A 25,329-nucleotide genomic window follows, 5' to 3' on the forward strand; every position below is an offset into this window, starting at 1 on the left:
GCTTCATTTTGTTTTTCCGAACGCGCTATGCCGAATATTCCAATTTACAAAGACTAACCCGCTTCCAATACTCCAGGGAAAACAATAACCGGCCATCAAGGCCGCTCTGGAGTACCCCATGCTCGCGACCCTGGGTGTCATCACCATCCTCTGCCTGCTTGCCGCCGTCATGAGCAAGCGCCTCTCGCCGCTGGTGGCCCTGATTGCGTTGCCGATCATTGCCGCATTGATCGGCGGGTTCGGCCTGCAAACCAGCACCTTTATCATCACCGGCATCAAGAACGTCGCCCCGGTGGTGGGCATGTTTGTGTTTGCGATCCTGTTCTTCGGGATCATGACCGACGCCGGCATGCTCGACCCGATTATCGACCGCATCCTGCGCACGGTCGGCACGCGTCCTACACGGATTGTCGTCGGCACCGCGACCCTGGCGCTGCTGGTGCACCTGGACGGCTCCGGCGCGGTGACCTTTCTGGTGACGGTGCCGGCGATGTTGCCGCTGTACACCCGGCTGGGTATCGACAAGCGCATCCTGGCCTGTGTCTGTGCGATGGCCGCCGGGGTCAACTTCCTGCCGTGGACCGGTCCGGTGCTGCGCTCGTCCGCAGCCTTGCATGTGCCGGTGGCGGACCTGTTCCAGCCGCTGATCCCGGTGCAGATTGTCGGTCTGATCTTTGTGTTCGCCTGCGCCTGGTGGCTGGGCCATCGGGAAGAAAAACGCTTGGGCCTGGGCGCCGGTTCCCGCGTGGACGCAGTACCGCAGCGGGTGCTCAGTGACGACGATATCAAGCTGCGCCGGCCACGGCTGTTCTGGGTCAACCTGATCCTCACCGTGCTGGTGATGGTGGTGATGATTGCCGGCTGGGTCGACCCGGTGGTGATGTTCATGCTCGGCACCGTAGTGGCGCTGTGCATCAACTACCCCAATGTCGACGCCCAGCGCGCGCGTATCGACGCCCATGCCAAAACCGCCCTGACCATGGCCAGTATCCTGCTCGCCGCCGGCGTGTTCACCGGCATCATGCAAGGCACCGGCATGCTCAAGGCGATTGCCGAAGTGGCGGTGGCGCAGATCCCGGCCGGCCATGGCAAGCTGATCCCGGCGGTGGTCGGCTTTATTTCCATGCCGTTGAGCATGTTGTTCGATCCCGATTCCTACTATTTCGGCGTGATGCCGGTGATTGCCGAAGTCGGCAAGGCCCTGGGTGTCGATCCGCTGCAAGTGGCCCAGGCCTCGTTGCTGGGCGTGCACACAACCGGTTTCCCGGTCAGCCCGCTGACCCCCGCGACCTTCCTGCTGGTGGGCCTGTGCAAGATCGAACTGGCCGATCACCAGCGCTTCACCATTCCTTTTCTATTCGCCGCGTCGGTGCTGATGACCCTGACCGCGCTGCTCCTGGGAATTATCTAAGAGGAGTTATCTGAGATGAAAACCTTGCGCATCGGCGCCGGTGCCGGCTATTCCGGTGACCGTATCGAACCCGCCGTGGAACTGGCCGAACAGGGCGACCTGGATTACCTGGTGTTCGAATGCCTGGCCGAACGCACGATTGCCCTGGCGCAACAGGCGCGTATCAGTGATCCGGCGGGCGGCTACGACCCCTTGTTGAGCGAGCGCATGCACCGTGTGCTGCCCTTTGTCGGGCGGCAACCGGGTCGCCGCCGTCTGCGCGTGATCACTAATATGGGCGCGGCCAACCCCGTGTCTGCTGCCGCTCAAGTGCGGCGCATTGCCGGTGAGCTGGGCGTGAAGCTCAAAGTGGTGGCCGTGCTGGGCGACGATGTGCTGTCGGCGTTGCGGCCCGAGCAGATGCTGGACAACGGCCAGACCCTGGGCGCACTGGGCGACCGGCTGATTTCGGCGAATGCCTACCTGGGTGTGGACGGCATCCTGGAAGCCTTGCGCGCCGACGCCGATGTAGTGATTACGGGGCGTGTGGCCGACCCGTCATTGTTTCTTGCGCCGCAGATGTTTGAGTTCGGCTGGGCCGCCGACGATTGGCTGCGCCTGGGCCGCGGCACCTTGGTCGGGCATTTGCTTGAGTGTGCGGGGCAGGTCAGCGGTGGTTATTTCGCCGACCCAGGCTTAAAGGATGTGGATGACCTGGCACGCCTGGGCTTTCCGTTGGCCGAGGTCGACGCCGACGGCCATGCATTGATCACCAAGGTAGCGGGCTCCGGGGGGCAGGTCAGTCGCGCCACCTGCAGCGAACAATTGATCTACGAAGTGCACGACCCGGCGGCCTATCTGACTCCGGATGTCACGGCCGACTTCTCACGAGTGGGTTTTGTCGAGGAGGGTATTGACCGGGTGCGTGTTCAGGGGGCCGACGGCCGTGCCCGGCCTGAACAGCTGAAGGTCAGCGTCGGTTATCTGGATGGCTGGATTGGTGAAGGGCAAATGTCCTACGGCGGCCCTGGCGCTGTCGCGCGGGCGCAGTTGGCACGGGATGTAGTGCTCAAGCGTCTGGAACTGATCGGCGTGACGATGCAGGACGTGCGCGCCGAGTTGATCGGCATGGACTCATTGCACGGTCCGCGCAGCCACGTCGAACCGTGGGAAGTGCGCCTGCGCGTCGCTGCCCGTTGTGCGGATCGCGGTGATGCCGTACGGGTCGGCAATGAAGTGGAAACCCTCTACACCAACGGCCCGGCCGGCGGTGGTGGAGCGAGCAAGAGCGTGCGTCAGGTGGTGGCGGTGGCGTCGTTGCTGCTGCCGCGTGGCGCCGTCACACCGAGGATTGAAGGATGAAACTGCACACGCTGGCCCATTCCCGCACCGGGGACAAGGGCGATACGTCGAACGTCTCGATCATTGCCTATCGCGCCGAAGACTATCCATTGCTGTGCGAACAGCTTACGGCGGAGCGGGTGGCCGAGTGCTTTGCCGACTTGCTGGAACCCGGCGCTGCGCCGGTCCGGCGTTATGAGTTGCCCAATGTGCAGGCGCTGAATTTTGTGTTGCCGGGCATCCTGCGCGGCGGCGTGACCCGCTCGCTGGCGCTGGATGCTCATGGCAAGTGCCTGGGGTCGGCACTGTTGGACCTGGATTTGCCAACACCGTGGGAGGGGGCTTGCCCCCGATAGCGGTGGGTCAACCAACATCAGTGTTTGCTGGGCCGACGTCATCGGGGGCAAGCCCCCTCCCACAGTGGATCCGCGCAGGTCTGTCAGATCGCGGCGAAGCGCTTGTCCAGGTAATCAATGATCACCTTGGAGTCATACATCCAGGTGGTCTGGCCATTCTCTTCGATACGCAGGCACGGCACCTTGATCTTGCCGCCTTGCTCCAACAGGGTCTGGCGATCCTGTGCGTTGTTCTTCGCGTCCTTGAGCGCTACCGGCACATTCAGGCGATGCAGGGTACGCCGGGTTTTCACGCAGAACGGGCAGGCATGGAACTGATACAGGGTCAGGTCTTTGGCCGCTGCGTTCACCTGCGCCTGTTGTTCGGCGGGGCGCTGCTTTTTGCGCGGACGGGTCAGGAAGTCGCCGGCGATGATGATCTGGCCGAGGCCGATTCGTAGTGCTTTGACGAACATGGCTGAAAGCCTCTTGCCCATGGAGAAGGGGTCGCAGCTTACCTGAATTTTACCGGCGAAAAAAAAACCGGCGATGAACGCCGGTTTTTCCTACACAGCCACTTACTTGATCAGGCTGAGAAATTCGCTGCGGGTGGCCGCGTTGTCACGGAACTCACCGAGCATCACCGAGGTGATCATCGACGAATTCTGTTTTTCCACACCGCGCATCATCATGCACATGTGCTTGGCTTCGATCACCACCGCCACGCCGAGGGCGCCGGTCACTTCCAGCACCGCATCAGCGATCTGGCGGCTGAGGTTTTCCTGGATCTGCAGGCGCCGCGCATACATGTCGACGATCCGTGCGACCTTCGACAGGCCCAGCACTTTGCCGCTCGGGATGTACGCAACGTGGGCCTTGCCGATAAAGGGCAGCAGGTGGTGTTCGCACAGCGAGTACAACTCGATGTCCTTGACCAGCACCATTTCGCTGTTGTCGGAGCTGAACAAGGCGCCATTGGTGACTTCTTCGAGCGTCTGTTCATACCCGCGGCAGAGGTACTGCATCGCCTTGGCGGCACGTTTTGGCGTGTCGAGCAGGCCCTCGCGGGAGACGTCCTCGCCGAGTTGGCCGAGAATCGCGGTGTAGTTTTGTTCCAATGTCACAGGACTGTTTCCGTATGAGTTTCAGAGCGGTACGGTGTATGCCTGTACCAATATGAAGCGTTGTTATCGCGCTGATATCGCAGTGTGCGCTGGTGATTGGCGCACATAGTAGCGTAGGTACGGCGACAGGTGTATTCCCGGACGAAGCCGATGTTAAAGTCGGCCTCCAGTGAGGAGTATGTGATGACGCCACGGGAACGAAGTATTGCTGAGCGTGCTATCGGCTTTGCGAAGGCGAATCGGACACGAATCGCCAGGGATTTGGCCTGCTTGACTCGCTACCCCGGTGAAGAATATCCCGTATCGGTTTTTATGGCGGGTTCTCCTGGCGCCGGTAAGACTGAGGTCTCGAAGTCCTTTGTTAATTTGATGGAGGCACATGGGGCCAAAACGCTTCGTATCGACCCTGACGACTTCAGAGATTATTTTCCTGAGTATACCGGTGCGAATTCGAGCCTGTTTCAGCGCGGCGTAACCGTTATGGTGGAGCGGGCCATCGACCTCGTTTATCAGCAGCGACAGTCGTTTCTTCTGGATGGGACTCTTGCGAATATCGACGTTGCGCGAAAAAACATCCAGCGTGCGCTCGGCAAGAAAAACCGGTCAGTTCAAATCATGTATGTGTATCAGAAGCCGGAACTGGCATGGGAATTCGTGCTTGCACGGGAAGCCATTGAAGGCAGAAATATCCCTTGTGTGGAATTTGTTCGCCAGTTCTATGCATCCAAGGCGACGGTGTGCCAATTGAAGCGCGAGCTTCTGGGGAAAATCCAGGTCGATGTGATTCTCAAGGATACTGATGGGGCCGATGCCGAGGTTGGTATTGACCTGTCAACCGACGAAATTGACGAACTGGTCAGGCAGCCCTACCATCCTGAACAACTTGAGCAAATGTTGGCCGGAGTAGCCCCATGAAAGGCGAAATCACGGAAACACTGGAAAAATACCCTTCTACAACCATGTCCGACTTTTTCCGAAGCTGTTCGGTAGAGGAGAAGCGGGCGGTCTATCGAAGCGCAGCCAATACTGCAATCACGATGCAAAAAGCCATGATTTCACTGGCAAGAGAGAAGAAGGCTAAAGAGTTCTCCGGCGAATAAAGCCCGGATTTTCTGATTGAAAGCCCAGCCTGAGTGCTGGGCTTTTTGTCTGTTACTCGTCGCGCCCTTCCATCATGGTGCGCTTGAGCATCACATACACCGCGCCGGCCCCGCCGTGGCGGGCCTGGCAGGAGGTAAAGCCGAGTACCTGGGTGTGTTGGCGCAGCCAGGTGTTGACGTGGCTCTTGATCATCGGCCGCTTGCCGTCCAGCCGCACGGCCTTGCCGTGGGTGACGCGCACGCAGCGGATTTCGAATTTGGTGGCTTCGGCGAGGAAGGCCCACAGGGTTTCCCGAGCTTTTTCCACGGTCATGCCGTGCAGGTCGAGGCTGCCTTCGAATGGGATCTGGCCGGCCTTGAGCTTGCGCATCTGGCTTTCCTGTACCCCGTCGCGGGCCCACATCAACTCATCTTCGGGGCCGACGTCGATCACGAACTGGTCCGACAATCCATCCACGGTGGTGGCATCGGTGCGCACGGTCGCGGCCTGACGCAGCTTGGCGATTTGCGCCCGATCAGCCTTGGGTTTGCCGGTGTCGGCGCGGTCGTGCTTGATCGGCTTGACGCCGCGCAGCTCGTTCTTGAACAGGGAAAAATCGTCGTCTTGCATGTCAGCCTCCGCGAAGGGCGGGCAGTTTACCTAAATCGCGGCGGCTGGGGCGCGGCAAATGCTATCCAAGCGCCATTAGTCGTGCTTTTTCATCAGGTGCGAGGCGATATTCAACGACAACGGTTGGCGCATTTTCCGACGACTGCGGCGCCATAGCCATACACCCAACCACAGCACCAACAGGCCGATCCCCAGCAGGATCGCCGAGCCGCCAGGGCTGGCATTCAGTTCGCCGAGTGCCGGCGAATGCCCAAACAGACCGGCGCCACCAGCGCCTGCCAACAACAGACCTACGATCGCCAGCAGCGCGGCAAAGCCCGCCACCAGGCGCAGACGCCAATTGCTCGGGCCCTTGGGGCGCAAGCGACGAGCATCAAAACCATCGGATATCTTCATTCCGACCTTTCCTCCAGGGTATCGGCCCTTCGACCGGAAGATGCACAGGTTGTTCCTGTGCCCGAGGTAAATGCGCGAAATGAGCGGGCTTTGCGGATGAGCGGGGCAATGAACATCGGCACACCGCTCATCAGAGAGACGATCAGATCAGATCTTTGGTCAACGCCAGGGTCGCGAAGTTGTCGGCCATGATGGCCATTTCGGTTTGTTGCACGTGCTCGGCACTGAGCACGCCTCCCTTGTAGGGCAAGTCGCGTGTAGCACAGGCATCTTCCACCAGGGTGCAGCGAAAGCCGAGGTTCTTGGCGGCGCGTACCGTGGTGCTGACGCTGGAGTGGCTCATGAATCCGCAGACGATCAGGTCCAGCGAACCCAGGTCCTGCAAGTGTTTTTCCAGGCCGGTGCCGTGAAAGGCGCTGGGCAGCAGCTTGCCGATAATGGTTTCGTCGCCTTCAGGCTCCAGGCCGGGAATGAATTCGCCGCGCTCGCCTTGCGGATCGAACAGGCCGCCGACGGTCCCCAGGTGGCGCACATGCACAATCGGGCGTCCGGCGTTGCGCGCAGCATTCGCCAGTTGCTTGATGTTGCCGACCGCCGCGTCCATGCCCGAGAGGGCGAGTGGGCCGCTGAGGTATTCCTTCTGGGCGTCGATGATCACGAGGGTCGCATGGGCCAGGTTGGCAGCTGCGTAACCACGACCGCTGAGTTGAAACATCGTCTTTGGAACGGACATTCTGGGGCTCCTGTGAGGGGGGCTTTTGCGACATTGTCCACTGGCTGAGCGGTTCTGTGAATCGCCACCATCGTAAGGTACGCCGTTGCTGGCGTGCAGCCATGTCAAGAGGGTGGCTTGTTTAAGCCATTCGTGATGATTTGGATGAAATCCGACATACGGCAACGGCATTTCGTACATCGTCGGTACAGATGAACACTGTTAGAATCGCCAGTCGTTTTTTCCAGGAGTCTGCCCCCGTGATCACTTCCCGCCTGCGCACCTTGCGCGACCATATCCGTTGGGCTGTCAGCCGTTTCCATGGGGAAGACCTGTTTTTTGGCCACGGCACCGACAACGCCTGGGATGAAGCCCGGCAACTGGTACTCGGCGCCCTGCACCTGCCGTGGGAAATTGCCGACAGCTACTTGGACTGCAATCTGGAAGAAGAGGAAATCTCCCACGTGCAGCGTTTGTTGCATCGGCGCATCCATGAGCGCGTGCCCACGGCCTACTTGCTCAAGGAGGCCTGGTTCTGCGGCATGTCGTTTATCGTAGATGAGCGCGTGCTGATTCCGCGCTCACCCATTGGCGAACTGATCGAAAACCGCTTCGAGCCCTGGCTGGCCCAGCCGCCGGCGCGCATTCTCGATTTGTGCACCGGCTCCGGCTGCATCGGCATCGCCTGTGCCTACGAATTCCCGGAGGCCGAGGTGGTGTTGGGCGACTTGTCCTTTGAAGCCCTTGAAGTGGCCAATCAGAACATCGAGCGCCACGGCGTCGATGAGCGCGTATATACCGTGCAGGGCGACGGCTTTGATGGGCTGCCGGGTCAGCGCTTCGATCTGATCGTGTCCAATCCGCCGTACGTGGATGCCGAAGATTTCGCCGATATGCCGGATGAGTACCAGCACGAACCGGAATTGGGCCTGGCGTGCGGCGATGATGGCTTGAATCTGGTACGGCGCATGCTGGCCGAAGCGGCGGAGCATCTGACCGAAAAGGGCTTGCTGATTGTCGAAGTGGGCAACAGCCAGGTGCATGTTCAAGCGCTGTACCCGGAAGTGGATTTCGCCTGGCTGGACTTCCAGCGGGGTGGGCATGGGGTGTTCATGTTGACGGCGGAGCAGTGCCGGACGCATCAGGCCGTCTTCGCCGCCAGGATCTAACTGAAGAAGTAGGGTCAATGTGGGGGGGGCTTGCCCCCGATGAGGCAGTGTCAGCAAATGCATTGCTAACTGACATACCGCTATCGGGGGCAAGCCCCCTCCCACATTGGTGGTATTTCAATCTGTTAGCGGTGCGTGGCAATCCAGATCAGAAGCCCCGCCTGAAACACGGTAAACGCCACCAGGCAGGTGATGGTAAAGCGCAACCCGCTGTCCTCACGCTTGAACTTGAGCACCTTTTCCTCTTCCTTGCGCAGCTTCACTTCCTGCTCGGCCAGGTTGTGCTCGGCCTGTTGCAGCATTTGCGCAGCTTCGAGGATTTCCACGAATTGCACCTTCTCGGTGTTCCAACTGTCCAGCACATCGCTGACCTTGCCCGGCTGTACGTTGCCCTTGAGGTGTTGCACGTCGGCATAGGCCACGTCAAAACCCTGGATGCGCAGGAAGTGATCGCGGCGCAGGCGCGTGGCTTCGTTGAGCGCGTCCTTGTTGGCCAGGTCCACGCCATCGACGCGGTAATGTGACCACTTCTTCTTGGCCCACGCAGCGGCCTGGGCCACCAGGAAGCGGCCAAGACCACGGTTCGCCGGTTCGATTTCCAGGCTGTTGCCCGGGCCGAAGTGCACGCGATGTTTATCGTGATCCACCCAGATATCCAGCTGGTTCTGCTCGCGCCGTACGCGCTGGCCGGGCAACTGGATCACCATGCGCAACAGGCTGTGATGCGAGTCATGGCGCTCGGCGTAGCCGAACTGCACAAACCGCAAGGGTCGCGCGCCGGTCGCACGGTCTATGGCCAACGGGGCGAGGCGCAGCATCTTGAAATGTTCGGCGTGCACGTCCGCCCACGGCAGCGCCGCAGCGGCGGCGGCTTCGGTTTCAGCCGGGGTGTCGGCGGTGGATTCTGGTATTGCTTCTGTGGTTGTCATGCGGCGCGATCCTGTCCAAGCCCTGCGGGCCGACAGTCTTTTTACTGTCGACCCTGAGCTTATCGGCCGCTTTCCTCAGGACTGGAGGCAAATTGCCGTTAACGGGGTTCAAGTCCGTCGATAAAGCGCACTATCCGCTCGCCCAGTTCGGCGGCGAGGGGCAATTTGGGGTCGTTGTAGGAGGCCAGTTGCTGCTTGACGTTGTTGGGCACGATGCGCATCACGTGGTTCATGCCTTCGATCACGGTCAACTGTGCGTCGGGCTTGGCCTGTTTCAGTTGCCGGGCATCGCCTACGCCGACCTGTATGTCGTTGGTGCCCTGGATGATGAGGGCCGGCATGCTCAAGCGGGCAAAGGCAGCAGACGGATCGGCGCGGAACAGGCTGATCAGATAGGGCTGCACGCTGGGTCGGAAAATACCTTCCAGCGGGCGTGGCACATCGTCATCGACCTGGCCGGCCTTGAGGTGATCGAGAATTTCATTGCTGCGCAGCAACAGGGCAGGGGGCAGGTGATCGGCCAGTTGCTGGCGAATCACCTGGTCGACCGGGCGCGCGCTGCCGGACAAGGAAATCACCCCGGCCGGGTTCAACTGCGGCGCGGCGAGGGCGGCGACCAGCGCGCCTTCGCTGTGGCCCAGCACAATCAGCGGGCCCATGCGCTTGTCGGCCTTGAGCAACTTGCCCCAGGCCACAGCGTCGGCCACGTAGGCGTCGAGGCTCAGGTTGCGTTCATCCGGGGTCGCGGCAAGGCTGGCGGCCACGCCGCGTTTGTCATAGCGCACACTGGCGATATTGTGTCGGGCCAGCACCCAGGCCAGGCGCTTGAGGCTGTCGTTGCGCGCGCCGTCGGCGCTGTTGCCGTTGCGGTCGGTGGGGCCTGAACCGGCGATGATCAGCACCACCGGCACGGGTTGGTCGGACTGCGGCAACAGCAGCGAGCCAAACAGCTCACCGCTGCCGGTGTCCAGGCTGATGGGCCGTTGCAGCACGACAGGGGAAGCGGCCTGGGCCGCAACGGTAAACAGGGTGAGGGTGAACAGCAGAACTCGCAGCATCATCGCGCCATCATTGGAGAGGTGCCGGTTGGACCAACGTCTACCGGTAAGGTTTCGAGGATGAACTAGTCGGTTAGCCTGCGTATACTGGCCGCCTTAAGTTATTACGGTTGACTTGATTCAACTGATTTCACGGAGCGCTCCGCATGTCCGGCAATACCTTCGGCAAGCTGTTCACTGTCACCACCGCGGGCGAAAGCCATGGCCCGGCGTTGGTCGCCATTGTCGACGGCTGCCCGCCCGGCCTCGAGCTGTCCGTGCAGGATCTGCAGCGTGATCTGGACCGCCGCAAGCCCGGCACCAGTCGCCATACCACCCAGCGCCAGGAACCCGACGAAGTCGAGATCCTCTCCGGGGTGTTCGAAGGCCGCACCACCGGTTGCGCCATCGGCCTGCTGATCCGTAATACCGACCAGAAGTCCAAGGACTACTCGGCGATCAAGGACCTGTTCCGCCCGGCCCACGCCGACTATACCTACCATCACAAATACGGTGAGCGCGACTACCGTGGCGGTGGCCGCAGCTCGGCTCGCGAAACCGCGATGCGCGTGGCGGCCGGTGCCATTGCGAAAAAATACCTGGCGACCCAGGGCATCGTCATTCGGGGCTACATGAGTCAGCTCGGCCCGATTGAAATCCCGTTCAAGACCTGGGACAGCGTCGCAGACAATGCCTTCTTCTGCCCCGACCCGGACAAGGTGCCGGAACTGGAAGCCTACATGGACCAGTTGCGCCGCGATCAGGACTCGGTCGGTGCGAAGATCACCGTCGTGGCCGAGGGCGTGAAACCTGGCCTGGGCGAGCCGATCTTCGACCGTCTCGATGCCGAACTGGCCCACGCGCTGATGAGCATCAATGCGGTCAAGGGCGTGGAAATCGGCGCCGGTTTCGCCTGTGTGGCGCAGCGTGGCACCGAGCATCGCGACGAGATGACCCCGCAGGGTTTCCTCAGCAACAACGCCGGCGGCATCCTCGGTGGCATCTCCTCGGGCCAGCCGATCGTTGCGCACCTGGCGCTCAAGGCCACGTCGAGCATCACCACGCCGGGGCGCTCGATCGATGTGCACGGCAACCCGGTCGACGTGATTACCAAGGGCCGCCACGACCCGTGCGTCGGCATCCGCGCCACACCGATTGCCGAGGCGATGATGGCCATCGTGTTGATGGACCACCTGCTGCGCAACCGTGGACAAAATGCCGATGTGCAAGTGAGCACGCCGGTGCTGGGCCAGCTGTGACGGGCTGACAGTGACAGCCCTCCCTTATTGGCGCCTCTCCAGTTTCTACCTGTTCTACTTCGCCCTGCTCGGGGCGACGGCGCCGTTCCTGGCGTTGTACTTCGATCACTTGGGTTTTTCCAGCGCGCGTATCGGCGAGCTGGTGGCTATTCCCATGCTGATGCGTTGCGTGGCGCCCAACCTCTGGGGCTGGCTGGGTGACTACACCGGCCGCCGCCTGGCCATCGTGCGGTTTGGCGCGGTGTGCACGCTGCTGAGTTTCTCGTTGATTTTCGTCAGCCAGACCTACGCCTGGCTCGCGCTGGTCATGGCCCTGCATGCGTTCTTCTGGCATGCGGTACTGCCGCAGTTTGAAGTGATCACCCTGGCTCATCTGCAGCAACAGACGTCGCGCTACAGCCAGATCCGCTTGTGGGGCTCCATCGGCTTTATCCTCACTGTCGTGATCATGGGGCGTCTGTTTGAATGGCTGAGCGTGGATATCTACCCGGTGGTGGTCGTGGTGATCATGGCCGGTATCATCGGCGCCAGTCTGTGGGTGCCGAATGCGCATCCCGCCAGCCACGGCCAGCGCCTGGCCGGCGACGGTTTTCTCAGGCAGTTACGCCACCCCGGCGTGCTGGCGTTCTATGCCTGTGTGGCGCTGATGCAGATGAGCCATGGCCCGTATTACACCTTTCTCACGCTGCACCTCGAACACCTGGGCTACAGCCGTGGCGTGATTGGCTTGTTGTGGGCCCTCGGGGTGGTCGCGGAGGTGTTGATGTTCCTGGGCATGAGTCGCATCCTGGCGCGCTTTTCGGTGCGCCGGGTGCTGCTGGCCAGTTTCCTGTTGGCGGCGCTGCGCTGGCTGCTGCTCGGCGCATTTGCCGAGTTTTTCTGGGTACTGTTGCTGGCGCAAGTGCTGCATGCCGCTACGTTCGGCAGTTTCCATGCGGCGGCCATCGCCTTCGTGCAGCGCAGTTTCGGTGATCGTCAGCAAGGCCAGGGCCAGGCGCTTTACGCCGCGTTGGCCGGCACCGGCGGTGCGCTGGGCGCGCTCTATGCCGGTTATAGCTGGAACCTGCTGGGGCCCACGCTGACGTTCAGTATTGCCAGCATCGCGGCGCTCGCTGCCGCCGTTATCATTGGCCTTCGATTGCAAGAGCCGAACAAAGGAGTCGTGCAATGAGCTATGTCGCTGTCTATGACCTCACTACACCGGGCACCCCGAACAAGGTGCTGACCCACTTCGATGACATTCAGTCGACCCTGGCCGCACACGGCGTGCGCTTCGAATGCTGGCAGCCCGGCACACTTGAAAAGGGCGCCAGTGAGGCGCAACTGATTGCGGCGTATCAGACGCAGATCGACGCGCTTGGCTACGCGCGCGCCGAGGTGATCAGCATCACCGGTGATCACGCCAAAGAAGCGCTGCAGGCCGAACGCCTGGATGAACACACCTGTGGTGAGGACCAGGCGCGATTTTTCGTCGCCGGCCAGGGACTGTGCTCGTTGCGCATTGGCGAGTATGTCTACGGCGTGCGGTGTGAGAAGAACGATCTGCTGATCGTGCCCGCCGACATGCCCCATTGGTTCGACATGGGCGAGCATCCTTATTGTGTGCTGCTGCATTTGTTCAACACCGTCGAGGGCTCGATGGTGAAGTTGACGGGCAATGACATCGCCCGTGGTGCTGCGAAATTGGACGATTAAAACAAATCTTTTAAAGGTTCAACCCAGGCAAGTTGGAATTTGTTGTGGGAAGAAGCCTAAATACCTGTAGGGCTTGGCTGTTTATCCTCAGCCTTGGTTTCTCATTGCTCAGATTGTGTAACTCTCGCTTTGTTCAATGTTCATGGCGCCTGTCAATAGGAAGAATCCGAAGAGTGGCAGCGCATCGGCATATAAAAAGGAGAGAGCAATGAGTCGCCCAGAGGAGATATCTCACCCGTTGGAAATTGTGCCGACGGTCATCAGACGACGCTTGAGTCTGCTCGGCAAGCCCCTCACCAAGACTGAACTGGAGATTCTGCGATGGGCCTCCGAGGGCAAGACCATTTGGGAGATGAGCAGGATTCGCAGCACGTCGGAGGCCACGGTTAAATTCCACCTGCGCAATATCTACGGCAAGCTCGATGTGAATAACCGGGTGCAGGCGATGAATGAGGCGACGCGTCAAGGACTGTGCTGACGGCATAAAAAAAGGCCGCGACGCTCAACCAGGCACAAGATCGTCCCCACGCTCCGCGTGGGAATGCCGCCGAGGACGCTCCGCGTGCCGCTTTCAATGCAACATCCGGCACTTGCGCAAGGGTGACGCGGAGCGTCACGGGATGCATTCCCACGCGGAGCGAGGGAACGATCAACGCGTCAGGGACTGTGCTGACGGCATAAAAAAGGGCCGCGACGCTCAACGGCGTCGCGGCCCTTCTTTTTAAACTGGAGCTTATGCCGAATGGTAGGTCGGCAGGGCAAAGCGGTTCTGGCTTTGCAGCATCGAAATTTGCGGCAGCTCGCTGGCTTGTTCAGCCAGATCGCGGCGGATGGCACTGATTACCCAGGTCAGTTGGTCGGCGGTGTGCAGCTGCTGATACGAGATCGAGCGCTTGACCTGTTTGCCTTCGCTGTTACGCAGGGTCAACAGGATGCCGCCGTCCGGACGTGGTTGGGTGGTGACGTCGTAGTTGGAAAATACCGAAGCGAATTTATCTTGGATCAGGCTCATGTCTATCAGCTCCATTGGCTCAAGTTGGCAAGCATGGAGTGATAGGTGCAGCGATTGTGCCAGTATTGAATATTCTAAAAAATCGTTATAAATCAGCAGCTTAAAAATTATAGGAATTTTCGTTTTCGTGCAATTTGCATGAAAGGCTATCGTACATCCTGCATTTTGCGTTATCCAGGCGGTTAATTCCCACGTGCAACCGCTCTTTTCCTACCGATTAAGACCATATGTTTCCCGGATAAATTCCATCCAGGCCATTGGCGGTCGGTAACGGCCTGCACTATTGATTCTGCCTATGGCCGCTTTTGACAAAAAAGCCATGACAGCAGGGAACTCCATCGCGACACTGGGCGCCATATAAAGCATCAGAAAGGAGCCCTACATGTCGACCCAGCCCAAACAAATGACCGATGACGAAGCCGCCGAATTCGCCGAGCAAGTCTTCGACGTCGCCCGCAAGGGCGACGCCGCCATGCTCGCAGCACTGTTGGCCAAAGGCTTGCCGGCCAACTTTCGCAACCACAATGGCGACACGCTGTTGATGCTCGCCGCCTATCATGGCCACGCCGAGGCGGTAAAAGTGCTGCTGGAGTTCAAGGCCGATCCCCTGATCGCCAACGACAAGAACCAACTGCCAATTGCCGGCGCGGCATTCAAGGGCCACCTGGCCGTGGTCAAGGCGCTGATCGAAGGCGGCACCCCGGTTGAAGCGGCGTCTTCGGACGGGCGCACCGCGTTGATGATGGCCGCCATGTTCAACCGCGTCGAAATGCTCGACTACCTGCTCGTCCAGGGTGCCAACCCCAGGGCCACCGATGCCCAGGGCGCAACGGCGCTGGCGGCGGCGCAGACCATGGGGGCGGTGGACACGGCAGCGGCGTTGCAAAAACTGGTGTAGGCTACGCGCCCTCGAAAACCCGCCCGCCACAGGACTCGCCCATGCAAACCGCTCTCGTCGACCTCATCAGCAAAATCAGTACCGGCATCATGGGCGAGGATGAAGTGGCACGCATCGCTGACGAAGCGGCCCAGGCCTACGCAGATCCTGCGGCTTTTCTGGCGGCCAATCCGGATATCAACTACGACGACAGCTTCCCGATTGCCCTGGGGGAGTGGGTGGTGGTCGGCAGCTTGCCGGAGACTGTGCTGTTCCAGGCCGATACCTATGCGGACCTGTTTGCCCAGATCGTTGCCTCATTCGGCCCGGGGGTGGCGTTCAACCTCAAGCCCAAGCAATTGGCCAAGACCGAAGACCTGACGGCGCTCAATCGCATCCAGATCCAGATGAGCGCCCTGAGCCCGGAAGACGGTGGCTATGTGCTGCTCAACTTCAGCCAACCGCTCGATGACGACATCCAGGCCGTCCTGGTGTTCGGCAATGATCTGCCGCGCGTGCTGGCACTGTGCGCCGAGGCTGGCATCAAGGCCGCGCCGTCGCTGGAAGCCCTGAAGATTGCCGTTCACGTCTAAATAAAACGGAACCCCCGCCAGGGCTGACTATCCTACAAGGGCATGCCCTCACTTAGGAGCGACACCATGGGTTCGACTTTCAATGGCCTGATTGGCCTGATCATCCTCGCACTGGACATCTGGGCGATCATCAACGTGTTCAAAAGCGGCGCGAGCACGGGCGCCAAGGTGTTGTGGATTCTGTTGATCCTGCTGCTGCCGGTCCTGGGCCTGATCATCTGGGCGATTGCCGGGCCACGCGGTAACGTGCGGATCTAACGCGTCACTCAGTCAGTCAATGTGGGAGGGGGCTTGCCCCCGATTGGCGGTGGGTCAGCACTGTATCTGTTGCTGACCCTCCGCTATCGGGGGCAAGCCCCTCCCACATGGGTTTGATTACACCCGCTGAATTTGTGTGTCGAAAGTATTCGCTGTACGAAATTTTCACATCCCGTCCAAGACAATTCGCCCGCTTTGTTCCTCTGCCAAGGCTCCATCCCCTGGTGCACTGAAGGCAGGGCAGTGGCGCACGTTCAGTAATCTATAGCGTTGATGCCGTTGATCGGGCACCATTTGCCCCACCGCGTTAACCGCCCACCCCGGCCAGCCTGGGCGAGGGCGCACGCCACTGCATTATTTCGCAACTTCAACTTCCAATGGGTCCTAAAACGACATGGCAAACCCGGACGCCCTGAATCAGCAGCGAGCTTCAAATCGCCTGCTGCAACCGACCGTCAAATCCCATCTGGCGTACACGCTGCTCTGCGCACTGGTCATGATGGTGATGTTCTCCCTGCTGCGCCTGGCGTTGCTGGTCTACAACCGCGAGATGATCCTCGACACACCGGCCTCGACTTTCCTGGAAGCGTTCGCCAACGGCCTGCGCCTGGATATCCGCCTGGTGATGTACCTGCTGGTCCCGCTGCTGCTGGCCTTGTTCAGCGTACGGGCGATGGCGGCGCGCGGGTTCTTCCGGCTGTGGCTGACCGTCGCGTCCAGCATCGCGCTGTTCCTGGGCCTGATGGAGATGGACTTCTACCGCGAGTTCCACCAGCGCCTCAACGGCCTGGTCTTCCAGTATGTAAAGGAAGACCCGAAAACCGTGGTGAGCATGCTCTGGTATGGCTTCCCGGTGGTGCGCTACCTGCTGGCCTGGGCGGTGGGCACGCTGATCCTGAGCATGGCCTTCAAGGGTGCCGACCGCGCAACGCGCCCGCGCGGCCCGTTCAGTGGCGGCAGCATCGGTACGCGCCAGGTGGCGCCGTGGTACAGCCGCATTGCGGTGTTCGTGGTGTGCCTGCTGGTCGCCGTGGTCGCCATCCGTGGCACCCTGCGCCAGGGCCCGCCGTTGCGTTGGGGCGATGTGTACACCACCGACTCGAACTTCGCCAACCAGCTGGGCCTGAACGGTACGCTGTCGTTGATCGGCGCGGCCAAGGCGCGTTTCTCCGCCCATCGCGACAACGTCTGGAAAGCCACCCTGGAACAACCGCTGGCCACCCAGACCGTGCGTGACATGCTGCTGCTGCCGAGCGAGAAGCTGGTGGATACCGACACTGCCGCCGTACGCCGTGATTTCACGCCGCCGGCCGAGAAGACGCTGCCGATCAAGAACGTGGTCGTGATCCTGATGGAAAGCTTCGCCGGTCACTCGGTGGGCGCCCTGGGCCGTCCGGGCAATATCACGCCGTACTTCGACAAACTGTCCAAGGAAGGCCTGCTGTTCGATCGCTTCTTCTCCAACGGCACCCACACCCACCAGGGCATGTTCGCCACCATGGCGTGCTTTCCGAACCTGCCTGGCTTCGAATACCTGATGCAGACCCCCGAGGGCAGCCACAAGCTGTCGGGCCTGCCGCAGCTGCTGAGTGCGCGTGATTTTGACGATGTGTATGTCTACAACGGCGACTTCGCCTGGGACAACCAGTCGGGCTTCTTCAGCAACCAGGGCATGACCAACTTCATCGGCCGCAATGACTTCGTCGACCCGGTGTTTTCCGACCCGACCTGGGGCGTGTCCGACCAGGACATGTTCAACCGTGGCTTGGAAGAACTCAAAGCCCGCGAAGGCGGCAAGCCGTTCTACGCCCTGCTGCAAACCCTGTCCAACCACACGCCATACGCGTTGCCGACGCCCTTGCCGGTTGAGCCGGTCACCGACCGTGGCAGCCTCAACGAGCATTTGACGGCCATGCGTTACTCCGACTGGGCCTTGGGTCAATTCTTCGAGAAGGCCCGCAAGGAGCCGTACTTCAAGGAAACCCTGTTCGTGGTGGTGGGCGACCACGGCTTCGGCAACGAGCAGCAGATCACCGAGATGGACCTGGGCCGTTTCAACGTGCCGATGCTGATGATTGCACCGGGCATGCAGGAAAAATTCGGCGAGCGTGACCACACCGTGGGCACCCAGATTGATATCGTGCCGACCATCATGGGCCGCCTCGGCGGTGACACCCTGCACCAGTGCTGGGGCCGTGACCTGCTGAACCTGCCGGAAGGCGACAAGGGCTTCGGCGTGATCAAGCCATCGGGCAGCGACCAGACCGTGGCCTTGCTGACGGCGGACCGCGTACTGGTCCTGCCCAAGGAAATGCCACCGAAGTTGTGGCAATACGAACTGGGCGCCAATCCGACCGGCAAGGTCATCGCTGAATCGCCGGACGAAGCGGCACTCAAGCAGAAACTCGAGTCGTTCCTGCAAACCGCTACCAAGAGCCTGCTGGATAACACCGCAGGTGTAGTGGACGGTAAGCCGGACTGATAAACCTGCAATAAAAAAGAGGCCTCATTGAGGCCTCTTTTTTTTACCCTTGGACGGGGCTTATATCTTGCCGAGCAACAACAGCACCAGCAGAACCACCAGTACCACACCCAGGATACCCGACGGGCCATAACCCCAGTTACGCGAGTGCGGGAACACTGGCAGGCCACCGACCAACAGGAGAATCAGGATAATGATCAGAATCAGGCTCATGGTTTTATTCCTTATAGGCCTTCTGTAAAGACCGGTTATTCAGCGGGAGTCTCGTCCATCTGATAATGGACGGCTTACCAACTCCGACTCTGTCATTTGATAAAAAATTCCTTATTTTTTTAAAGCATTTCGCTTGCTCGCTTATTTCTTTTAACACCTGCGCAAATGCGCAATGTTAGTTGAAAAAGATTGAACTTAGGCTATACGCAAGTATCCGACCGAGCCCGCGGTTTGCCTGGGGCATTCATCACTCTGATGGTGCGTGGGCGGCGCAACAACCTTCGCTACACTGCCGATCACTTCAATCGTGAACCACAAGGCTACTTCCTATGCAAAACCGCATGATGATCACGGGCGCCGGGTCCGGTCTGGGTCGTGAAATCGCACTGCGCTGGGCCCGTGAGGGTTGGCAGCTGGCCTTGTCGGATGTCAGCGAGCCCGGCTTGCAGGAAACCCTGAGGTTAGTGCGCGACGCCGGTGGCGACGGTTTCACCCAGCGCTGCGATGTGCGTGACTACAGCCAGCTCACCGCGTTGGCGCAGGCGTGCGAAGTGAAGCTGGGCGGCATCGATGTGATCGTCAATAACGCCGGTGTGGCCTCCGGTGGGTTCTTTGCCGAACTGTCGCTCGAGGATTGGGACTGGCAGATCGCAATCAACCTGATGGGTGTGGTCAAGGGCTGCAAGGCGTTCCTGGCGCTGCTGGAAAAGAGCAAGGGCCGCATCATCAACATCGCCTCGATGGCTGCGCTGATGCAGGGGCCTGCCATGAGCAACTACAACGTGGCCAAGGCCGGCGTTGTAGCGCTGTCGGAAAGCCTGCTGGTGGAACTCAAGCAGCAGGAAATCGGCGTACATGTGGTCTGCCCGTCGTTTTTCCAGACCAACCTGCTTGATTCATTTCGTGGGCCGACACCGGCGATGAAAGCGCAGGTGGGCAAGTTGCTCGAGAGCTCGCCAATCTCGGCGACGGACATCGCCGACTACATTTATCAGCGCGTGAGCGAAGGCGAGTTCATGATTCTTCCCCACGAGCAGGGACGGATGGCGTGGACGCTCAAACAGAAAAACCCGCAATTGCTGTATGACGAGATGACGCTGATGGCCGACAAAATGCGCGCCAAGGCGCAGGCCATAAAAGCTTAAAACCAGGCGCGGTCTGTCAGGGAAATTACCAGTCTGCGTAGGTAACGCCTGATTTGGCCGCGAGCCATTGCTGCTGTTCCAGCATTCGCGCATGGTCATGGCCCTGTCACCCAAAAGGACAACCGCCATGCTGGTCTTAAGCCGCCTCGTCGGCCAAACCCTGTCGATCGGCGATGGCATCGCCGTGCATATTCTTGAAATCAATGGTTCTCACGTGAAATTTGGCATTGACGCGCCAGCCGAGGTCAAGGTGCACCGCGCCGAGATCTACCAGAAAATACAGCAGCGCCAAAAGGCACTGGCCCAATCGGAGTCCATGCCTTAGTACGCGCGGTCAATCAAACAGATGCTTGGGCACATCGTGCTTGAGCATCAATTGGCATTGCTCGCTCTCGGGGTCGAACACAATCAGCGCCTGGCCTTTGGTCAGTGCCTGGCGCACGCGCAGTACGCGGGTTTCCAGCGGCGTGTCGTCGCCATTATCGGTGCCATCGCGGGTGACGAAATCTTCGATGAGGCGGGTCAGGGTGTCGACTTCAAGCGCGTCGTAGGGAATCAGCATATAAGCCTCAGAGGTCAAGTCCCGGCGATGCTACTGTGCCGGGACCTATGTTGCCAGTATCAGGCGTTTGCCGTATCAGCTGTTGCCGGCATCGGACTTGTGCCCGACCAGGCTGTCCACCGACGGCACCCGGGTATCGCTCTCCATTTGCGTCTCATGTTCGATCTGATGGCTGAAGCGGTCCAGGGAGCCTTGTGCCGGTTGCGCATCGCTGGCAAATACCGGTGGGCTGAGGATATAGGCGCCGAGCAGCCGACTCAGCGCCGCCAGGCTGTCGATATGGGTGCGCTCGTAACCGTGGGTGGCGTCGCAACCGAACGCCAGCAGTGCGGTGCGAATGTCATGCCCGGCGGTGACCGCCGAATGCGCATCGCTGAAGTAGTAGCGGAACAGATCGCGGCGCACCGGCAGGTCGTTATCCGCCGCCAGGCGCAGCAAATGCCGTGACAGGTGATAGTCATAGGGTCCACCGGAATCCTGCATCGCCACGCTTACCGCATGCTCGCTGGAGTGCTGGCCCGGCGCGACCGGGGCGATGTCGATGCCGACGAACTCACTCACATCCCAGGGCAGGGCGGCGGCGGCACCACTGCCGGTTTCCTCGGTGATGGTGAACAGCGGGTGGCAGTCGATGAGCAGCGGTTCGCCGCTGTCGATGATGGCCTTGAGCGCGGCGAGCAGGGCGGCGACGCCGGCCTTGTCGTCCAGGTGACGTGCGCTGATGTGGCCGCTTTCGGTGAACTCAGGCAGTGGGTCGAACGCCACGTAATCACCCACGCTGATCCCCAGGGAATCACAATCGGCACGCGTTGCGCAGTAGGCGTCCAGGCGCAGTTCCACATGGTCCCAGCTCACCGGCATTTCATCCACGGCGGTGTTGAACGCGTGCCCGGAGGCCATCAGTGGCAACACACTGCCGCGGATCACACCGTTGTCGGTGAACAGACTGACGCGGCTGCCTTCGGCAAAGCGGCTCGACCAGCAGCCGACCGGCGCGAGCGTCAGGCGGCCGTTGTCCTTGATCGCGCGCACGGCGGCACCGATGGTGTCCAGGTGCGCGGAGACGGCGCGGTCAGGGCTGTTTTTCTGGCCCTTGAGGGTCGCGCGAATCGTGCCGCGCCGGGTCATCTCAAACGGGATGCCCAGTTCTTCCAGGCGTTCGGCGACGTAGCGCACGATGGTGTCGGTGAAGCCGGTGGGGCTGGGAATGGCGAGCATTTCCAGCAGCACTTTTTGCAGGTAGACGAGGTCGGGTTCGGGGATTGTTCGGGTCATGGAAACTCCTGATGAGTTGAGGGCGATCGTTCCCAAGCTCCGCGTGGGAATGCCTCCAGGGACGCTCTGCGTCCGCTGTGGTGACGCAGAGCGTCACGGCTGCACTCCCACGCGGAGCGTGGGAGCGATCGGTGGTCAGGTGGCCGGCTGACTGTGTGGAAACAACAAATCCACAAACTTCTCAGCGGTAGGTTGCGGTTCATGGTTGGCAAGGCCGGCCCGTTCATTGGCTTCAATGAAGACGTACTCGGGCTGGTCGGCGGCGGGCACCATCAGGTCCAGGCCGACCATGGGAATATCCAGGGCGCGGGCCGCTCGCACGGCGGCATCCACCAGGGTCGGATGCAAAATAGCGGTGACATCTTCCAGGCATCCGCCGGTGTGCAGGTTGGCGGTGCGGCGCACGGCCAGTTGCACGCCACGGGGCAACACGCTGTCGTAGTCGTAGCCGGCGGCCTTGAGGGTGCGCTCGGTTTCCGCGTCCAGGGGGATCTTGCTTTCGCCATCGGTGGCGGCCTGACGCCGTCGGCTTTGCGCTTCGATCAAGGCACGAATCGAATGCTGACCGTCACCGATCACCTCGGCCGGGCGGCGAATCGCAGCGGCGACCACTTCAAAACCGATCACCAGAATGCGCAGGTCCAGGCCCTCGTGGAAGCTTTCGAGCAGTACCCGGCTGTCGAACTGGCGCGCCGCTTCGATGGCCTGCTGCACCTCCTCGATGGTGTGCAGATCCACCGCCACGCCCTGGCCCTGCTCGCCATCCAGCGGCTTGACCACGATACGCTGGTGCTCGTCGAGAAACTCCAGGTTGTCATCGGCACTGCCCGCCAGCTGTTGTGCAGGCAGCTTCAATCCGGCGGCCTTGAGCACCTTGTGGGTCAGGCTCTTGTCCTGGCACAGGGTCATGCTGATGGCGCTGGTCAGGTCGCTCAACGACTCGCGGCAGCGCACGCGGCGCCCGCCGTGGCTGAGGGTGAACAGGCCGGCATCGGCATCGTCTACGTGTACATCGATGCCACGTCGATGCGCTTCTTCGACAATGATCCGCGCGTAAGGATTGAACCCCGCCTGCGGCCCGGGCCCCAGAAACAGCGGCTGGTTGATACCGTTCTTGTGCTTGATGGCGAACGTGGTCAACGCACGAAAACCCAGCTTGGCGTAGAGGCTCTTGGCCTGGCGGTTATCGTGCAGCACCGACAGGTCCAGGTAGCTCAAGCCACGGCTCATGAAGTGCTCCACCAAGTGGCGCACCAGCACTTCACCCACGCCGGGCCGGGTGCATCGCGGGTCTACCGCCAGGCACCACAGGCTGCAACCGTTTTCCGGATCGTGGAAGGCTTTCTGGTGATTGAGGCCCATCACACTGCCGATCACCGCGCCGCTGTCCTCGTCTTCGGCCAACCAGTACACCGGCCCGCCTTGATGGCGCGGCGTCAAGCGCTCGGCGTCGACGGGCAGCATGCCGCGGCCCTGATACAGCAGGTTCACCGCGTGCCAGTCGGCCTCGCTTTGCACCCGACGGATACGAAAGCCGCGAAACACACGGGTGGCCGGTCGGTAATCACTGAACCACAGGCGCAGGGTGTCGGAAGGGTCGAGGAACAGCTGCTGCGGATCGATACCGAGGATCTGCTGGGGCGCGGCCACATACAGCGCGATATCGCGCTCGCCGGGTTGTTCGTTGAGCAGTTCCTGGGCGAGGCTGGCCGGGTCGGGGAAGGTGTGCCCGATCAACAGACGCCCCCAACCGCAGTGCACGGCAATCGGTTCGGGGCCTTGGGCGCTGCCGTCTTCGGCAAGCCGGGCCTGCAGGCGCTCGTAGGTCGGCGCCTGGCCCTTGATCAAGCGTTGGCTGTACGCCGCGGCGTTAGGTTTCATCGATCAGATTCCTTGTTCGCTGAGCCACAGGTTCAGCGCCGCCAGTTGCCACAGCTTGGAGCCGCGCAACGGGGTCAGTTGGCCTTGTGGGTCCGTCAGCAGGCGGTCGAGCATGGTGGGGTTGAACAGGCCACGGTCCTGGCTCGGATCCAGCAGTAACTCGCGTACCCAGTTCAGGGTGTCGCCTTGCAAATGTTTGAGGCCCGGCACCGGGAAGTAGCCTTTCTTGCGGTCGATGACTTCGCTGGGGATCACTCGGCGCGCGGCCTCCTTGAGTACCTGCTTGCCGCCGTCGGGCAACTTGAACTTGCCCGGCACGCGGGCCGACAGTTCCACCAGGCGGTAGTCGAGAAACGGTGTACGCGCTTCCAGGCCCCAGGCCATGGTCATGTTGTCGACGCGTTTGACCGGGTCGTCCACCAGCATCACGGTGCTGTCCAGGCGCAGGGCCTTGTCGACGGCGGCATCAGCCCCCGGCATCGCGAAGTGTTCGCGCACGAAGTCCCCGGCGGCGTCGTTGGCGGTCAGCCATTTCGGCGCGACGGTGGCGGCGTAGTCGTCGTAGCTGCGGTCGAAAAAGGCATCGCGATAAGCCGCATACGGATCGCTGGCGCCATCCACTTGCGGGTACCAGTGGTAACCGGCGAACAGCTCGTCGGCACCCTGTCCGCTCTGCACCACCTTGCAATGCTTGGCCACTTCCCGCGACAGCAGGTAGAAGGCGATGCAGTCATGGCTGACCATCGGCTCGCTCATGGCGCGGAACGCGGCCGGCAGTTGCTCGATGATCTCGCTTTCGGCGATGCGTAACTGGTGGTGACGGGTGCCGTAATGCTTGGCGATCAGGTCCGAATACTGGAACTCGTCGCCGCGCTCGCCGCCGGCGTCTTCAAAGCCGATGGAGAAGGTCGACAAATCGTCGACACCTACTTCGCGCAGCAGGCCGACGAGCATGCTCGAATCGACGCCGCCGGAAAGCAGCACGCCGACATCGACGGCCGCGCGTTGGCGGATCGCCACGGCTTCGCGGGTGCTGTCGAGTACGCGATCGGTCCAGTCTTCCAGAGTCAGGTGTTTTTCGTCCTCGTGTGGGCCGTAGGGCAGGGTCCACCAGGTTTTCTGTTCGGTCTTGCCGCTGGCATCGATGCGCATCCAGCTCGCCGGCGGCAGTTTTTCAACACCCGCCAACAGCGTGCGCGGTGCTGGCACCACGGCATGAAAATTCAGGTAGTGATTGAGCGCCACCGGATCGAGGATCGGGTTGATATCGCCGCCCTTGAGCAAGGCCGGCAAGGCCGAGGCAAAGCGCAGGCGCTGGCCGGTGCGCGACAGGTACAAAGGCTTCACGCCCAGACGGTCGCGGGCGATGAACAGACGCTGGGCGTCGCGTTCCCAGATGGCGAACGCAAACATGCCGTTGAGCTTGGGCAGAAGCGCTTCGCCCCAGGCGTGATAGCCCTTGAGCAGCACTTCGGTGTCACCACCGGAATAGAAGGCGTAGCCGAGGGCTTCCAGCTCTTTTCGCAGTTCCGGGAAATTGTAGATCGCGCCATTGAAGGCCAGGGACAGCCCCAGGTGGGCGTCGACCATCGGTTGGGCGGAGCCGTCCGACAGGTCCATGATTTTCAGGCGACGATGGCCCAGGGCAATCGGCCCCTGGGCATGAAAGCCCCAGGCGTCGGGGCCACGGGGGGCGAGGTGATGCGTGATGCGTTCCACGGCTGCCAGGTCGGCAGGTTGATGATCAAAGCGTAACTCGCCAGCTAGTCCACACATAAGTTCCTTACCGGTTTTTCCGTTGGGGAGGGTCAATACTCAATACGCCCGAAAGGGGCGCGTACCCAGAAACTGACCCAGGCACACTGCGGGAGTTTTAGAACGATAAGTTATAAGTCGGCATTCGGTCAGGCTGTGTCTAGCGCTCGCCGGCGGGT

Annotated in this window: 29 protein-coding genes; 16 read left to right on the forward strand and 13 right to left on the reverse strand. The window is 61.0% G+C overall.

The window, feature by feature from the left end:
* Positions 1-118: 118 nt before the first annotated feature.
* Genes TU82_RS01690 through TU82_RS01700 form a run of 3 tightly spaced genes read left to right on the forward strand, consistent with a single transcriptional unit; the run spans position 119 to position 3,087 of the window.
* Complete coding sequence (locus TU82_RS01690; RefSeq protein ID WP_057721407.1) at positions 119-1,411, forward strand: CitMHS family transporter; 1,293 nt, start codon at positions 119-121, stop codon at positions 1,409-1,411.
* Between the two features lie 15 nt (positions 1,412-1,426).
* Positions 1,427-2,752, forward strand: coding sequence for an acyclic terpene utilization AtuA family protein (locus TU82_RS01695; RefSeq protein ID WP_057721408.1), 1,326 nt, complete (start codon positions 1,427-1,429; stop codon positions 2,750-2,752).
* Complete coding sequence (locus TU82_RS01700; protein ID WP_057721409.1) at positions 2,749-3,087, forward strand: AtuA-related protein; 339 nt, start codon at positions 2,749-2,751, stop codon at positions 3,085-3,087. Before TU82_RS01695 ends, TU82_RS01700 begins: the two co-directional genes overlap by 4 nt.
* An 83-nt stretch (positions 3,088-3,170) precedes the next feature.
* Here TU82_RS01700 and TU82_RS01705 read toward each other — a convergent pair whose 3' ends face one another.
* Together TU82_RS01705 and folE are read right to left on the reverse strand one after the other, a co-directional pair.
* Positions 3,171-3,542 carry a glutathione S-transferase N-terminal domain-containing protein gene (locus tag TU82_RS01705; RefSeq protein WP_057721410.1) on the reverse strand — a complete coding sequence of 124 codons (372 nt, stop codon included), beginning with the start codon at positions 3,540-3,542 and terminating at the stop codon, positions 3,171-3,173.
* 102 nt (positions 3,543-3,644) lie between these two features.
* Positions 3,645-4,190, reverse strand: coding sequence for a GTP cyclohydrolase I FolE (folE, locus tag TU82_RS01710; protein WP_057721411.1), 546 nt, complete (start codon positions 4,188-4,190; stop codon positions 3,645-3,647).
* Positions 4,191-4,373: 183 nt separating this feature from the next.
* Here folE and TU82_RS01715 point away from each other — a divergent pair, with 183 nt between their 5' ends.
* Positions 4,374-5,105, forward strand: a complete 732-nt coding sequence (locus tag TU82_RS01715; RefSeq protein ID WP_057721894.1) for a zeta toxin family protein — start codon at positions 4,374-4,376, stop codon at positions 5,103-5,105.
* Entirely contained in the window at positions 5,102-5,290 is a 189-nt protein-coding gene (locus tag TU82_RS01720; protein WP_057721412.1) for a hypothetical protein, read from the forward strand. Before TU82_RS01715 ends, TU82_RS01720 begins: the two co-directional genes overlap by 4 nt.
* Positions 5,291-5,342: 52 nt before the next feature.
* Here the strand turns inward: TU82_RS01720 and TU82_RS01725 are convergent, their stop codons facing one another.
* The 3 genes from TU82_RS01725 to TU82_RS01735 form a co-directional block, all read right to left on the reverse strand.
* A complete protein-coding gene (locus TU82_RS01725; protein ID WP_057721413.1) occupies positions 5,343-5,900 on the reverse strand; it encodes a Smr/MutS family protein in 558 nt (185 codons plus the stop codon).
* 75 nt (positions 5,901-5,975) lie between these two features.
* The gene (locus tag TU82_RS01730) at positions 5,976-6,296 is read right to left on the reverse strand and encodes a hypothetical protein (RefSeq protein ID WP_057721414.1); all 321 of its coding nucleotides are present in this window, start codon (positions 6,294-6,296) and stop codon (positions 5,976-5,978) included.
* 142 nt (positions 6,297-6,438) lie between these two features.
* On the reverse strand, positions 6,439-7,029 hold the full coding sequence (locus TU82_RS01735) for a cysteine hydrolase family protein (RefSeq protein ID WP_057721415.1): 591 nt from the start codon (positions 7,027-7,029) through the stop codon (positions 6,439-6,441).
* Between the two features lie 239 nt (positions 7,030-7,268).
* Here TU82_RS01735 and prmB point away from each other — a divergent pair, with 239 nt between their 5' ends.
* Complete coding sequence (gene prmB / locus TU82_RS01740; RefSeq protein WP_057721416.1) at positions 7,269-8,177, forward strand: 50S ribosomal protein L3 N(5)-glutamine methyltransferase; 909 nt, start codon at positions 7,269-7,271, stop codon at positions 8,175-8,177.
* Positions 8,178-8,302: 125 nt separating this feature from the next.
* Here the strand turns inward: prmB and TU82_RS01745 are convergent, their stop codons facing one another.
* Complete coding sequence (locus TU82_RS01745; RefSeq protein WP_057721417.1) at positions 8,303-9,106, reverse strand: hypothetical protein; 804 nt, start codon at positions 9,104-9,106, stop codon at positions 8,303-8,305.
* 98 nt (positions 9,107-9,204) lie between these two features.
* A complete protein-coding gene (locus TU82_RS01750; RefSeq protein ID WP_057721418.1) occupies positions 9,205-10,167 on the reverse strand; it encodes an alpha/beta hydrolase in 963 nt (320 codons plus the stop codon).
* A 143-nt stretch (positions 10,168-10,310) separates the two neighbouring features.
* Here TU82_RS01750 and aroC point away from each other — a divergent pair, with 143 nt between their 5' ends.
* The 4 genes from aroC (at position 10,311) to TU82_RS01770 (ending at position 13,575) form a co-directional block, all read left to right on the forward strand.
* Positions 10,311-11,402 (forward strand): chorismate synthase, encoded by a 1,092-nt coding sequence (gene aroC, locus TU82_RS01755; protein WP_057721419.1) that lies wholly within the window; start codon positions 10,311-10,313, stop codon positions 11,400-11,402.
* A 10-nt stretch (positions 11,403-11,412) separates the two neighbouring features.
* Complete coding sequence (locus tag TU82_RS01760) at positions 11,413-12,573, forward strand: MFS transporter (protein WP_057721420.1); 1,161 nt, start codon at positions 11,413-11,415, stop codon at positions 12,571-12,573.
* A complete protein-coding gene (locus tag TU82_RS01765) occupies positions 12,570-13,097 on the forward strand; it encodes an acireductone dioxygenase (RefSeq protein WP_057721421.1) in 528 nt (175 codons plus the stop codon). The genes TU82_RS01760 and TU82_RS01765 overlap by 4 nt, the downstream gene beginning before the upstream one ends.
* Before the next feature lie 208 nt (positions 13,098-13,305).
* The gene (locus TU82_RS01770; RefSeq protein WP_057721422.1) at positions 13,306-13,575 is read left to right on the forward strand and encodes a response regulator transcription factor; all 270 of its coding nucleotides are present in this window, start codon (positions 13,306-13,308) and stop codon (positions 13,573-13,575) included.
* Positions 13,576-13,830: 255 nt separating this feature from the next.
* Here the strand turns inward: TU82_RS01770 and TU82_RS01775 are convergent, their stop codons facing one another.
* Positions 13,831-14,109, reverse strand: coding sequence for a DUF3509 domain-containing protein (locus TU82_RS01775; protein WP_003172952.1), 279 nt, complete (start codon positions 14,107-14,109; stop codon positions 13,831-13,833).
* 382 nt (positions 14,110-14,491) lie between these two features.
* Between TU82_RS01775 and TU82_RS01780 the strand changes: the two genes are divergently transcribed.
* The 4 genes from TU82_RS01780 to TU82_RS01795 all read left to right on the forward strand — a co-directional run bounded on the left by TU82_RS01780 (position 14,492) and on the right by TU82_RS01795 (position 18,319).
* Entirely contained in the window at positions 14,492-15,007 is a 516-nt protein-coding gene (locus TU82_RS01780) for an ankyrin repeat domain-containing protein (protein ID WP_057721423.1), read from the forward strand.
* A 41-nt stretch (positions 15,008-15,048) separates the two neighbouring features.
* Positions 15,049-15,579 (forward strand): hypothetical protein, encoded by a 531-nt coding sequence (locus tag TU82_RS01785; RefSeq protein WP_057721424.1) that lies wholly within the window; start codon positions 15,049-15,051, stop codon positions 15,577-15,579.
* Positions 15,580-15,645: 66 nt separating this feature from the next.
* Positions 15,646-15,837 (forward strand): PLDc N-terminal domain-containing protein, encoded by a 192-nt coding sequence (locus TU82_RS01790; protein WP_003172956.1) that lies wholly within the window; start codon positions 15,646-15,648, stop codon positions 15,835-15,837.
* Between the two features lie 394 nt (positions 15,838-16,231).
* Positions 16,232-18,319 (forward strand): LTA synthase family protein, encoded by a 2,088-nt coding sequence (locus tag TU82_RS01795; protein WP_057721425.1) that lies wholly within the window; start codon positions 16,232-16,234, stop codon positions 18,317-18,319.
* Positions 18,320-18,379: 60 nt separating this feature from the next.
* Here the strand turns inward: TU82_RS01795 and TU82_RS27470 are convergent, their stop codons facing one another.
* The gene (locus TU82_RS27470; protein WP_003192767.1) at positions 18,380-18,532 is read right to left on the reverse strand and encodes a DUF3309 family protein; all 153 of its coding nucleotides are present in this window, start codon (positions 18,530-18,532) and stop codon (positions 18,380-18,382) included.
* A gap of 329 nt (positions 18,533-18,861) precedes the next feature.
* Here TU82_RS27470 and TU82_RS01800 point away from each other — a divergent pair, with 329 nt between their 5' ends.
* Both TU82_RS01800 and csrA read left to right on the forward strand, forming a co-directional pair.
* On the forward strand, positions 18,862-19,677 hold the full coding sequence (locus tag TU82_RS01800; RefSeq protein WP_057721426.1) for an SDR family oxidoreductase: 816 nt from the start codon (positions 18,862-18,864) through the stop codon (positions 19,675-19,677).
* A 127-nt stretch (positions 19,678-19,804) separates the two neighbouring features.
* A complete protein-coding gene (gene csrA, locus TU82_RS01805) occupies positions 19,805-20,002 on the forward strand; it encodes a carbon storage regulator CsrA (RefSeq protein ID WP_057721427.1) in 198 nt (65 codons plus the stop codon).
* 9 nt (positions 20,003-20,011) lie between these two features.
* Here csrA and TU82_RS01810 read toward each other — a convergent pair whose 3' ends face one another.
* The 4 genes from TU82_RS01810 to TU82_RS01825 all read right to left on the reverse strand — a co-directional run bounded on the left by TU82_RS01810 (position 20,012) and on the right by TU82_RS01825 (position 25,171).
* Positions 20,012-20,239: a YheU family protein gene (locus TU82_RS01810; RefSeq protein WP_003192759.1), complete on the reverse strand. Its 228-nt coding sequence runs from the start codon at positions 20,237-20,239 to the stop codon at positions 20,012-20,014.
* A 75-nt stretch (positions 20,240-20,314) separates the two neighbouring features.
* Positions 20,315-21,514 (reverse strand): osmoprotectant NAGGN system M42 family peptidase, encoded by a 1,200-nt coding sequence (locus tag TU82_RS01815; RefSeq protein ID WP_057721428.1) that lies wholly within the window; start codon positions 21,512-21,514, stop codon positions 20,315-20,317.
* Positions 21,515-21,649: 135 nt separating this feature from the next.
* A complete protein-coding gene (ngg, locus tag TU82_RS01820; RefSeq protein WP_057721429.1) occupies positions 21,650-23,395 on the reverse strand; it encodes an N-acetylglutaminylglutamine synthetase in 1,746 nt (581 codons plus the stop codon).
* A gap of 3 nt (positions 23,396-23,398) precedes the next feature.
* Entirely contained in the window at positions 23,399-25,171 is a 1,773-nt protein-coding gene (locus TU82_RS01825) for an N-acetylglutaminylglutamine amidotransferase (protein ID WP_057721430.1), read from the reverse strand.
* Positions 25,172-25,329: the final 158 nt, after the last annotated feature.

It is taken from the genome of Pseudomonas orientalis, assembly GCF_001439815.1.
Taxonomy (GTDB): Bacteria; Pseudomonadota; Gammaproteobacteria; order Pseudomonadales; family Pseudomonadaceae; genus Aquipseudomonas; species Aquipseudomonas orientalis.

Excerpts from the sequence above, each read along its gene's own strand:
- TU82_RS01825 (WP_057721430.1), bottom strand. The coding sequence starts at position 25,171 with ATGTGTGGACTAGCTGGCGAGTTACGCTTTGATCATCAACCTGCCGAC.
- TU82_RS01750 (WP_057721418.1), bottom strand. The coding sequence starts at position 10,167 with ATGATGCTGCGAGTTCTGCTGTTCACCCTCACCCTGTTTACCGTTGCG.
- TU82_RS27470 (WP_003192767.1), bottom strand. The coding sequence starts at position 18,532 with ATGAGCCTGATTCTGATCATTATCCTGATTCTCCTGTTGGTCGGTGGC.
- TU82_RS01720 (WP_057721412.1), top strand. The coding sequence starts at position 5,102 with ATGAAAGGCGAAATCACGGAAACACTGGAAAAATACCCTTCTACAACC.
- aroC (WP_057721419.1), top strand. The coding sequence starts at position 10,311 with ATGTCCGGCAATACCTTCGGCAAGCTGTTCACTGTCACCACCGCGGGC.
- TU82_RS01790 (WP_003172956.1), top strand. The coding sequence starts at position 15,646 with ATGGGTTCGACTTTCAATGGCCTGATTGGCCTGATCATCCTCGCACTG.
- TU82_RS01800 (WP_057721426.1), top strand. The coding sequence starts at position 18,862 with ATGCAAAACCGCATGATGATCACGGGCGCCGGGTCCGGTCTGGGTCGT.
- TU82_RS01780 (WP_057721423.1), top strand. The coding sequence starts at position 14,492 with ATGTCGACCCAGCCCAAACAAATGACCGATGACGAAGCCGCCGAATTC.
- TU82_RS01815 (WP_057721428.1), bottom strand. The coding sequence starts at position 21,514 with ATGACCCGAACAATCCCCGAACCCGACCTCGTCTACCTGCAAAAAGTG.
- TU82_RS01725 (WP_057721413.1), bottom strand. The coding sequence starts at position 5,900 with ATGCAAGACGACGATTTTTCCCTGTTCAAGAACGAGCTGCGCGGCGTC.
- TU82_RS01745 (WP_057721417.1), bottom strand. The coding sequence starts at position 9,106 with ATGACAACCACAGAAGCAATACCAGAATCCACCGCCGACACCCCGGCT.
- TU82_RS01700 (WP_057721409.1), top strand. The coding sequence starts at position 2,749 with ATGAAACTGCACACGCTGGCCCATTCCCGCACCGGGGACAAGGGCGAT.
- TU82_RS01785 (WP_057721424.1), top strand. The coding sequence starts at position 15,049 with ATGCAAACCGCTCTCGTCGACCTCATCAGCAAAATCAGTACCGGCATC.
- ngg (WP_057721429.1), bottom strand. The coding sequence starts at position 23,395 with ATGAAACCTAACGCCGCGGCGTACAGCCAACGCTTGATCAAGGGCCAG.
- TU82_RS01730 (WP_057721414.1), bottom strand. The coding sequence starts at position 6,296 with ATGAAGATATCCGATGGTTTTGATGCTCGTCGCTTGCGCCCCAAGGGC.
- TU82_RS01705 (WP_057721410.1), bottom strand. The coding sequence starts at position 3,542 with ATGTTCGTCAAAGCACTACGAATCGGCCTCGGCCAGATCATCATCGCC.
- TU82_RS01695 (WP_057721408.1), top strand. The coding sequence starts at position 1,427 with ATGAAAACCTTGCGCATCGGCGCCGGTGCCGGCTATTCCGGTGACCGT.
- TU82_RS01810 (WP_003192759.1), bottom strand. The coding sequence starts at position 20,239 with ATGCTGATTCCCTACGACGCGCTTGAAGTCGACACCCTGACCCGCCTC.
- TU82_RS01715 (WP_057721894.1), top strand. The coding sequence starts at position 4,374 with ATGACGCCACGGGAACGAAGTATTGCTGAGCGTGCTATCGGCTTTGCG.
- TU82_RS01690 (WP_057721407.1), top strand. The coding sequence starts at position 119 with ATGCTCGCGACCCTGGGTGTCATCACCATCCTCTGCCTGCTTGCCGCC.
- TU82_RS01735 (WP_057721415.1), bottom strand. The coding sequence starts at position 7,029 with ATGTCCGTTCCAAAGACGATGTTTCAACTCAGCGGTCGTGGTTACGCA.
- TU82_RS01770 (WP_057721422.1), top strand. The coding sequence starts at position 13,306 with ATGAGTCGCCCAGAGGAGATATCTCACCCGTTGGAAATTGTGCCGACG.
- TU82_RS01795 (WP_057721425.1), top strand. The coding sequence starts at position 16,232 with ATGGCAAACCCGGACGCCCTGAATCAGCAGCGAGCTTCAAATCGCCTG.
- TU82_RS01775 (WP_003172952.1), bottom strand. The coding sequence starts at position 14,109 with ATGAGCCTGATCCAAGATAAATTCGCTTCGGTATTTTCCAACTACGAC.
- TU82_RS01765 (WP_057721421.1), top strand. The coding sequence starts at position 12,570 with ATGAGCTATGTCGCTGTCTATGACCTCACTACACCGGGCACCCCGAAC.
- csrA (WP_057721427.1), top strand. The coding sequence starts at position 19,805 with ATGCTGGTCTTAAGCCGCCTCGTCGGCCAAACCCTGTCGATCGGCGAT.